At 74.5% G+C, this 7,951-nt stretch carries 10 protein-coding genes, 1 tRNA gene and 1 pseudogene; 6 read left to right on the top strand and 6 right to left on the bottom strand.

What is annotated here, in order from left to right:
• Nucleotides 1-158 precede the first annotated feature (158 nt).
• Complete coding sequence (locus tag AB0D44_RS12165) at nt 159-902, bottom strand: tyrosine-protein phosphatase (RefSeq protein WP_362588355.1); 744 nt, start codon at nt 900-902, stop codon at nt 159-161.
• Nucleotides 903-1,071: 169 nt separating this feature from the next.
• Nucleotides 1,072-1,398 (bottom strand): annotated as a pseudogene (locus AB0D44_RS12160) (sigma factor); the annotation flags it as partial.
• On the opposite strand from AB0D44_RS12160, the gene AB0D44_RS12155 reads away from it, so the two are divergent.
• Complete coding sequence (locus AB0D44_RS12155) at nt 1,312-1,488, top strand: hypothetical protein (protein WP_362588370.1); 177 nt, start codon at nt 1,312-1,314, stop codon at nt 1,486-1,488. The pseudogene AB0D44_RS12160 and the gene AB0D44_RS12155 overlap by 87 nt on opposite strands.
• 51 nt (nt 1,489-1,539) lie before the next feature.
• Here the strand turns inward: AB0D44_RS12155 and AB0D44_RS12150 are convergent, their stop codons facing one another.
• The 3 genes from AB0D44_RS12150 to AB0D44_RS12140 form a co-directional block, all read right to left on the bottom strand.
• Nucleotides 1,540-1,917 carry a VOC family protein gene (locus AB0D44_RS12150; protein ID WP_362588352.1) on the bottom strand — a complete coding sequence of 126 codons (378 nt, stop codon included), beginning with the start codon at nt 1,915-1,917 and terminating at the stop codon, nt 1,540-1,542.
• A 51-nt stretch (nt 1,918-1,968) separates the two neighbouring features.
• Nucleotides 1,969-3,438, bottom strand: a complete 1,470-nt coding sequence (locus tag AB0D44_RS12145) for an ankyrin repeat domain-containing protein (protein ID WP_362588349.1) — start codon at nt 3,436-3,438, stop codon at nt 1,969-1,971.
• Nucleotides 3,439-3,507: 69 nt separating this feature from the next.
• Nucleotides 3,508-3,584, bottom strand: a tRNA-Cys gene (locus AB0D44_RS12140).
• Nucleotides 3,585-3,678: 94 nt separating this feature from the next.
• On the opposite strand from AB0D44_RS12140, the gene AB0D44_RS12135 reads away from it, so the two are divergent.
• The 4 genes from AB0D44_RS12135 to AB0D44_RS12120 all read left to right on the top strand — a co-directional run bounded on the left by AB0D44_RS12135 (nt 3,679) and on the right by AB0D44_RS12120 (nt 5,533).
• A complete protein-coding gene (locus AB0D44_RS12135) occupies nt 3,679-4,053 on the top strand; it encodes a VOC family protein (RefSeq protein ID WP_362588347.1) in 375 nt (124 codons plus the stop codon).
• A gap of 4 nt (nt 4,054-4,057) precedes the next feature.
• The gene (locus AB0D44_RS12130; RefSeq protein ID WP_362588344.1) at nt 4,058-4,399 is read left to right on the top strand and encodes a metalloregulator ArsR/SmtB family transcription factor; all 342 of its coding nucleotides are present in this window, start codon (nt 4,058-4,060) and stop codon (nt 4,397-4,399) included.
• Nucleotides 4,396-4,932: an SRPBCC domain-containing protein gene (locus AB0D44_RS12125; RefSeq protein WP_362588341.1), complete on the top strand. Its 537-nt coding sequence runs from the start codon at nt 4,396-4,398 to the stop codon at nt 4,930-4,932. Before AB0D44_RS12130 ends, AB0D44_RS12125 begins: the two co-directional genes overlap by 4 nt.
• A gap of 82 nt (nt 4,933-5,014) precedes the next feature.
• Complete coding sequence (locus AB0D44_RS12120; RefSeq protein WP_362588338.1) at nt 5,015-5,533, top strand: GNAT family N-acetyltransferase; 519 nt, start codon at nt 5,015-5,017, stop codon at nt 5,531-5,533.
• 104 nt (nt 5,534-5,637) lie between these two features.
• Here AB0D44_RS12120 and AB0D44_RS12115 read toward each other — a convergent pair whose 3' ends face one another.
• Nucleotides 5,638-6,099 carry a GNAT family N-acetyltransferase gene (locus AB0D44_RS12115; RefSeq protein WP_362588367.1) on the bottom strand — a complete coding sequence of 154 codons (462 nt, stop codon included), beginning with the start codon at nt 6,097-6,099 and terminating at the stop codon, nt 5,638-5,640.
• A gap of 341 nt (nt 6,100-6,440) precedes the next feature.
• Here AB0D44_RS12115 and AB0D44_RS12110 point away from each other — a divergent pair, with 341 nt between their 5' ends.
• Entirely contained in the window at nt 6,441-7,883 is a 1,443-nt protein-coding gene (locus AB0D44_RS12110; protein WP_362588335.1) for an Ig-like domain-containing protein, read from the top strand.
• Nucleotides 7,884-7,951: the final 68 nt, after the last annotated feature.

Raw genomic sequence — 7,951 nt, 5'->3', positions numbered from 1 at the left:
TACGTCCAGTACGGGGGCATCCGGCCGGCACGCCGAGAGCACGCACCGGACACCGCTCCTTCACCACGGACCTCCGTCAGACACCCCCTAGGCCGTCCCTTTCCCCGCCGGGGCGGGAGCCGGAGCCGCGGCGCTCCCGGCGGGGCTGAGACGGGCCCTTACGCGTTCTGCCGGGCGGGTTCGAGCAGGTTCGCGCGCAGGGCGGCGACCACGGTGTCGTCCGCGCCCAACAGGCCTGCCGCGTAGGCCCGTACTGACCCGTGCTCGCGGGCCAGGGACGCGAGGAACAGGCGCATCACCTCGGCGGGCGCCCGGCCGTACCCCGGCCAGGCGGGTTCCTCGCCGGGGTGGTCCGCCCGCCAGTCCGCGAGCAGCCGGTCCGTCGCGAGGCCGGTGAGGGCGAAGTCCTCGACGACCACCTCCTCGGGCACCCCCAGCAGCACCAGGACCAGCGCCGCCAGCAGACCGGTGCGGTCCTTGCCGGACGCGCAGTGGAAGGCGACGGGACCCTCCTGGCCGGCGATCACCTCCAGGGCCCGGCGCAGTTCGCCGACGCCGTCGTGGGCCACCTCCATGTACCGCTCGGCGAGGTAGGGGCCGGTCTCGACGTCCGGGCCGAGGGCCGCCTGGTCGTAGGGGCGGTGCTCGATGCTCAGGTGGTGATAGGCGAGTGACGGGTGCTCGGGCACCCGCCCCTTCGCGTCGATCTCCCAGGAGTACCGCAGATCGATGACCGCCTCGACGCCGAGCTCCAGGAAGCGCTCCCAGTCCCGGCCGTGCAGCTTGCCGAGGGAGTCGGACCGAAACAGCCTGCCCCAGCGCACCGTCAGGCCGTCGGTGGTCGGATAGCCGCCCAGATCACGGAAGTTGTGCAGCCGCTCGAAGATGATGTGTCTGTCCACGGGCGGACTCTACGCGGCGCCTCGACGGCCCTTTCAACCCGCCCACCGCCCGGTGAAGAAGGTGAGGGCGAGGGTGGTGCCCAGCGGGGCGGCGAGGCACAGGTACGCGGCGCGCACCCGGGGGCGGCGCAGGCTCCAGGAGGCCAGGCCGATCCACAGCGGCCACCACAGCAGGCAGGTGCGCCAGCGCCTGGACGAGGGCGACCGCCTCCGGCCCCGGACCCTCCACGTGGCCCGCGGGGGCGGTGCGCTGCCAGGCCTCGGCGGTGCGGCGGCGCACGCGCCACCGGCTCACCGCGAGCCGCCACGCGACGGTGCGGATCCACGCCTCCGGCCGGCCGTCCCGGTCCAGCTGACGCCGTCTGCCCCAGCCCCTGACGAAGGCCTCCTGCACCACGTCCTGGGCCTCATGGTGATCACCGAGCATGACGTACAACTGGCCTGTCAGCCGCCCCGCCGCCTGTGCGTAGAACTGTTCGAACTCCTCGACGGTCAAAAATCGCTCCCGAATCCAGGTGACCCTCTCACCGGGCATACGCCCGCCGCACCGCATCCGGTCGACACGCAGGAGCAGGGAAACGTGTGAGAGCCGTCACACAGGCGTCGGCGCCCGGTGGGGGTCGGGGCCCCGGCGGGCCTATTCGGTGAGGACGGACAGGACGTTGCCCGCCGGGTCCTTGAACCAGGCGATGGAGGGCATGCCTTCGCCCTGTTCGCGGACGATGCCCTTGGCGTCGGCGTCGAAGCCCGGGTAGCGCTCGAAGGCCACCCCGAGGGCCGTGAGCGCGTCGACGCTCTCGTCGATGTCGGCCACCGGGAAGTTGAGGACGGTGAACTCCGCCGGCCGGTGGTCGTCCTTGGGGTACAGCAGCACGTTCCCGCCGCCGCCGAGGTGCAGGAAGAGCATGCCGTTCTCCTCGGTGACCCGCAGGCCGAGCGTCCCGCCGTAGAACTCCTTGGCCTTCGCGATGTCGTCCACCGAGAACCCGCTGAACGCCTTGGTGTCCTGGAACATGATCACTCCCGTCGCCGGACCGGCCCCCTTCCCATCTTGCTCCCGGCGCCGTCAGCCCGCCTCGGCGCCGAGACGGCCCAGCACGTCCCGCAGGCGCAGGCCGGTCTCCGGGTCCCGGACCTCGGCGTCCAGGCCTGCGGCGAGCAGGGCGTCGATCCCCGGCCGGTCGCCGTGCCGTGCGCGCTCGAAGGCCTCCCGCCGGAGCGGCCGCAGGGCACGCGGCAGCCGGCCCCGGCCCGAGACCCAGGCGCGCTGGACGGCGTAGCACCCGCAGACGGCGCCGCCGAAGGCCAGCAGGGCCTGCTCGCGCTGCTGCTCACGGGCGCTGTGCGGGATGTGCAGGCGCCCGTCGCGGAAGCCGACCAGGTGCCACTCGCCCCCGCACCTGACCCGCACGGGCTCCAGGACGGCGGGCGGGCCGGCCGGCCCGCGGCCGGGGCCCGAGGCCGGGAACAGGGCGGCGGCCACCAGCGGGTGGAGCTCCTGTGGCGCGAGCCGCCCGGTGCGGACGAGCTGGAGGTCGGGCAGGCGTCGCCACACGATCCCCGGGACGGTGGACAATTGCGAGGTCCGGTACGGGCCCTCGGCGCGGGCCCGGAGAGCGGCGTGCGGCCCGGGACCGGCCGGTTCCAGCAGGACGTCCCCGCGGTACGCGCCCGGTATCCGGAACCGGTCGCCGGCCCCCGCCGCGAGCAGCCGTCGTACTTCCCGTACGGTGCGGGGCAGGTCCAGGGGGAGCTTGCCGATGGCGGCCGCGGGCTGCGCGGGGCCCCAGCCGGCGTCCAGCGGCAGGGCGGCCGGATCGATCTCCACCCCCGCGGCCGCGAAGGCGCCCACGAGGTCCCCGCGGGCCTGGAGGACGGCGATCCACTCTTCCCGCGCGGCCGGATCGGCGGAGCCGGGGTCGGTGTCGGGCAGCTCGCGGATTGCGAGCGGGGTGCCGTCCGCGTGGAAGAAGGGGAGCCGCCCCGCGCCGCCCCCGCACCAGGTGCGCAGCTCCGGGGTCCGTCGGGCGTCCCACAAGTGGCGCGCCCCGGTCCAGTCGTCCACGAGGTGTGCGGGCTGCAGGGCGGGGTCGTCGGCCGCGAGGAAGTCCAGGACCAGCCGCTGGGGAGCGTCCCACGCGCCGGGGGTGCGCACGGCCAGGTACGCCGGCTGCGCGGCCGTCCGCAGGCGGCGGCTGCCGCCGCCGTGGCGGGCGAGGAGGACCACCCGGCGCGGCGCCAGCATCGTGCCGGCCGCCAGGGCCCGGGGCAGGTGCCAGCGCAACAGGTCGGGTACCAGGTGCGCGAGGTCGTCCGAGACCGCGTCCCGCACGGCGGCGCCGTGCCCCTTCCCGATCCGCGCCGGGTCGAGGACGACGTCCACGCCGGCGACCGCGCAGGCCGAGCGCCAGTCACCGGCGAGCCGGGTCTCGGTCGCGTCCTCGATCATCCAGCGGGGCACGGCGTAGCGCCGGACCCGGTGCCACAGGGTGACTTCCTCGACGGGGAGCCCGCCCACCAGCGGTTCTCTGCTCACGGGTCATCACCATTCGAGGCGGGGGCGGGAGTCGGGGTGGGGGAGTGGGGCGGGAGCGGTGCGGGAGGGTGGCAGGGCCGGTCGGATTCGAACCGACGTCCTCCGGCTGTGCAGGCCAGGTGCGACGACCTCTGCGCTACGGCCCCGCCGAGGTGATCATAACGACGGTCTGCCGCCCCGCATGGGTAGGAAATCTCCTACGTTTGACACGTAGGAAATCCCCTACCTATTGTGGCGGGCATGACCATCACGCACGCTTCCTTCGTCACCCTCCCCGTCGCCGACCAGGACCGGGCGCTCGACTTCTACACCGGCGTTCTCGGCTTCGAGGTCCGCGCCGACCGCCGCGTCGGCCCCCTGCGCTGGCTCCAGGTCGCCCCCGAGGGCGCGCAGACCGTTTTCACGCTCTCCGGTCCGGGGATGGGCGATTTCACGCCCGGCTCCGCCCGGGGGATCATGTTGGTCACGGCCGATGTCGACGCCGACTGTGCGAGGCTCGCGGCGGCCGGTGTGGAGGTGACCGGTCCGGACGAGGCCCCCTGGGGGCGGATGGCCGGCTTCCGCGACCTCGACGGCAACGCCCTGATGCTGCTCACGGAGAAGGAAGGCTTCTAGCGCCATGGCCACGACGGGTGTCGCCGAGGACCGCGTGTTCGCCGCTCTCGCCAACGGCACCCGCCGCGAGGTCCTGCGCCTGCTGCGCGAGCGGGGCCCCCAGCCCGTCCAGTCGCTCGCGGACCACTTCGACATGCGCCGCCCCAGCCTCTCGGAACACCTGAAGGTGCTGCGGGAGGCGGGGCTCGTCTCGGAGGAGCGCGCCGGCCGGCAGCGCATCTACCGCCTCGAGGCCGCCCCGCTGGCCGACGTACAGGACTGGCTCCATCCGTACGAGCGGTTCTGGCGCGACAGGTTCAAGGGCCTGGGCGATCTCCTGGACCGCATGCCGGACGATGAGACATGACCTCCGCCTCCGACGCCTCCGACGCCTCCGACCCCTCCGGTCCCTCCGACGACTCCGGGAGCACCGCCCCGGGCTCCGACGAGGACCTCACCACGGTCCGGGTCGACCAGTTCCTGCCGCATCCGCCGGCCAAGGTGTGGCGGGCCCTCACCGAGCCCGATCTGATCGCCCAATGGCTCATGCCCTCGGACTTCCGCCTCGAGGTCGGCCACCGCTACACGATGACCTCGCTGCCCCGCCCGCACACGAACTACTCCGGCACGACGGCGGCCGAGGTGCTCGCCTACGAGACCGGGCGGATGCTCTCCGTCCGCTGGACCGACGCCTCCGGCGCCTCCGACCCCGACGCCAACCGCGCCGACTGGACCATCACGTGGACGCTCGAACCGGAAGGCCGCGGGACCAGGCTCTTCCTCGTCCACGAGGGGTTCGACCCGGACGACCCGGCCCAGATGAGGGCCCGCACCCTCATGGGCGGCGGCTGGCGCAGCCACGTCATGGACGCCCTGCGCGCCGTGCTGGAGCGGATCTGACCGGGCCGGGTCCCCGGCCGCGCCGCGAGCCCGGCCCGCTCCATCAGGGGGCACCGCGCGGCCCGGCCGCCACAATGTGCCCATGCGCATACGAGCAGCACGCCTGGACGAACTGCCCCTCCTGCAGGACATCGAGAGGGCGGCAGGGCGGTGCTTCCGGGACATCGGCATGCCCGAGATCGCCGACGACGAGCCCCTCCCGCTCGGCGAACTCGCCGACTACCAGCGGGCCGGGCTGGCCTGGGTCGCCGCCGACCCGGCCGCGGCGCCGGACGGCGTCCCGGTCGCGTACCTGATCGCCGACCGGGTCGACGGCAACCTCCACGTCGAGCAGGTGTCGGTCCACCCGGACAGCGCCCGCCGCCGCATCGGCCGGTCCCTGTTGGACCACCTGGCCGCGTACGCCACCCGCGAAGGGGCACCCGCGCTGACCCTCACCACCTTCACCGAGGTCCCCTGGAACGCTCCGTACTACGCGCGCTGCGGCTTCCTGCCGCTCGACGAGGGAGCGCTCACGCCCGGCCTGCGGGAGATCCGGGCACAGGAGGCCCGGCACGGCCTGGACCGCTGGCCGCGCGTGTGCATGCGCCGGGCCCTGTGACCTGGGCTCACGCCCACGGGGAGGTGGACCGGCTGCTCCCAGGAAGGGAGTCCGCCCGGCGGTACGGGCCGGCGTGACGGGGGTCGCCGCCCGCGGCCGGGTCGTCACAGGGACCGTACGAAGCCGAGACCCGGTCGGCCGTCCAGCTCGATCTCGCCGGTGGGGGCGAACCCCGCACGGGCCAGCACGGCGCGCGAGCCGGCGTTGTCGAGCGTGGTGACGGCCCGCAGGGAGGTCAGGCCGTACTCCGCGGCGGCCAGCGCGCAGACCTCGCCGACGGCGGCCGTGGCCAGCCCCCGGCCGGCGGCCCGTTCGGCCATCCGGTACCCCAGTTCGGCCGAACCGTCCGCCACGTCGACCAGGTTGACCCGCCCGAGCACCTCGCCGGCCTCGCCCACCACCACGTGGAAGTGGTGCAGCCCGGCTGCCTGCTCGGCCATCAGCTCGGCGTGCCGCTCGTCGAAGCGCGCGAAGTAGAGGTCGCCGCGGTCGGGGACCGACGCGGCGAAGTAGGCGCGGTTCTCGCGCTCGAACGCGAGCAGGGCCGGCGCGTGGTCTTCGCGCAGCCGCTGGAGCCGCGGGCGCGGGCGCGGACCGGGCCGGGAGCCGGACGGCGCGTCGGGCCGGCGGTCGGACGGCGCGCCGGAGGGCGAGTCGGGTCGGCGGTCGGACGGCGAGTCGCGGCGGGAGTCCGGTCGGGAGTCGGGCATGCCCGGATGCTACGCACCCCCGGTCGCCGCGACCACCGGACCGGCATGTGCTCCGTACGAGTTCACTTGGGGGCCCGTTCGGCCGCAGAGCCGAGTTCATGATCATCATTTTGGCTCCCGATCGTTTTGATGCTGCCAAGGGCCGTACGGATCCGGCCGTGTGGGATCCGACTGTGTGACATACGGGAGGGCAGCGCATGCAACTGACCAAGGCGTGGGGTGTGGTGGCCGCCGTGACGGGAGCCATGCTGGTGGCCGCGGCGGCGCCGGGCCGGGCGTCCGACGCGGACGCCGCGGGGCCCGCGGCGGGCCACGGGCGGAAGGAGGCGGCGGTCACCCTGCTGGTCGGCAGGGCCCTGGACGAGGGCGGCCGGGCGGGCGCGGGCCGGTGCGCCGTCCACACCTCCCGGTCCGGGCTGTGCGGCGGCTGGCGGGAGCAGCGGGTCCGGGCCACCGCCCGCGGCAGCGGGACCCTCCTGCGGGCGCCCGCCCTCGGGGGCCCGCAGGGCGCCGCCCGCGCGGACGAGCTGCCCACGGACGCCGACGCGCCGCTGGAGATCGCCCTCGCGGAACGCGGACGTCTCACCGACGTGACCGTGACCGACGGCCACGGCCGCCGCCTGGCCGGGGAACTCGCCCCCGACAGCGGGCGCTGGCTCAACACCGAGCCGCTCCGGGCGGGCGAGACGTACACGGTCCGGGTCGGCGCCCAGGACGCGGCCGGCACCCCGGTCGGCGTGACCATGGCGTTCAGGACCGCCCCGCCCGCCGACTCCGCCGACGCGGGCCGGCTGACGGCCGAGTTCGGGCCCCGCCCGGGCACGTACGGCGCCGGGGAGATCGTCACCGCCGAGCTCAGCCGCCCCGTGCCGGCCCACGACCCGCTGGCCCGCGCACGGGTGGAGCAGGCCCTGCAGGTGACCTCGGAACCCAGGGTCGAGGGCGCCTGGCACTGGGTCGGCCCATCGACCCTGCACTACCGGCCCCGCACCTACTGGCCCGCCCACGCCGTGGTGCGCGTGCGCAGCGGTCTCGACGGAGTCGAGATCGGGGACCTAGGCTACGGCGGCCCTTCGGAGCCGCTGGAGTTCACCGTCGCGGACCGGATCGAGGCCGTCACCGACTCCGCCGCCCACGAGATGACCGTACGCCGCAACGGACGGATCATCAGGAGGATCCCGGTCACCACCGGCAAGGCCGGGTTCAGGACGCGCGCCGGCATCAAGGTGGTCCTGCGCAAGGAGCCCAAGGTGCGGATGCGGGGGGACACCGTCGGCATCAAGCGCGGCACCAAGGAGTTCTACGACCTGCCCGTCCGCTACGCGACCCGGGTCACGTGGAGCGGCGAGTACATCCACGCCGCGCCGTGGTCGGTCGAGGCGCAGGGCGAGGAGAACGTCAGCCACGGCTGTACGGGCATGAGCACGGCGGACGCCGCCTGGTTCTTCGAGACGGTGCGCGAAGGGGACATCGTCGAGGTGGTCAACAGCGGCGGCGAGAAGATGGCCCCCTTCGACAACGGCATCGGCGACTGGAACCTCGACTGGGAGAGCTGGCTGGCGGGCAGCGCCCTGGCCACCGCCGACGCGCACCGCCAGGGTGCCCCGCTCGCGCCGTCCCGCCTGCATCCGATCACCTGACCCTGGTCGTGACGAAGCCGTCCGACCACGACGGGCCGTCCGCTCGTGTCGTAGCACCCGCGCAGGGC

The organism is Streptomyces sp. NPDC048349 (assembly GCF_040651925.1).
Classification (GTDB): Bacteria; Actinomycetota; Actinomycetes; order Streptomycetales; family Streptomycetaceae; genus Streptomyces.
Note: the sequence above shows the minus strand (reverse complement) of the source record. Positions and strands in the feature narration are given on the sequence as shown.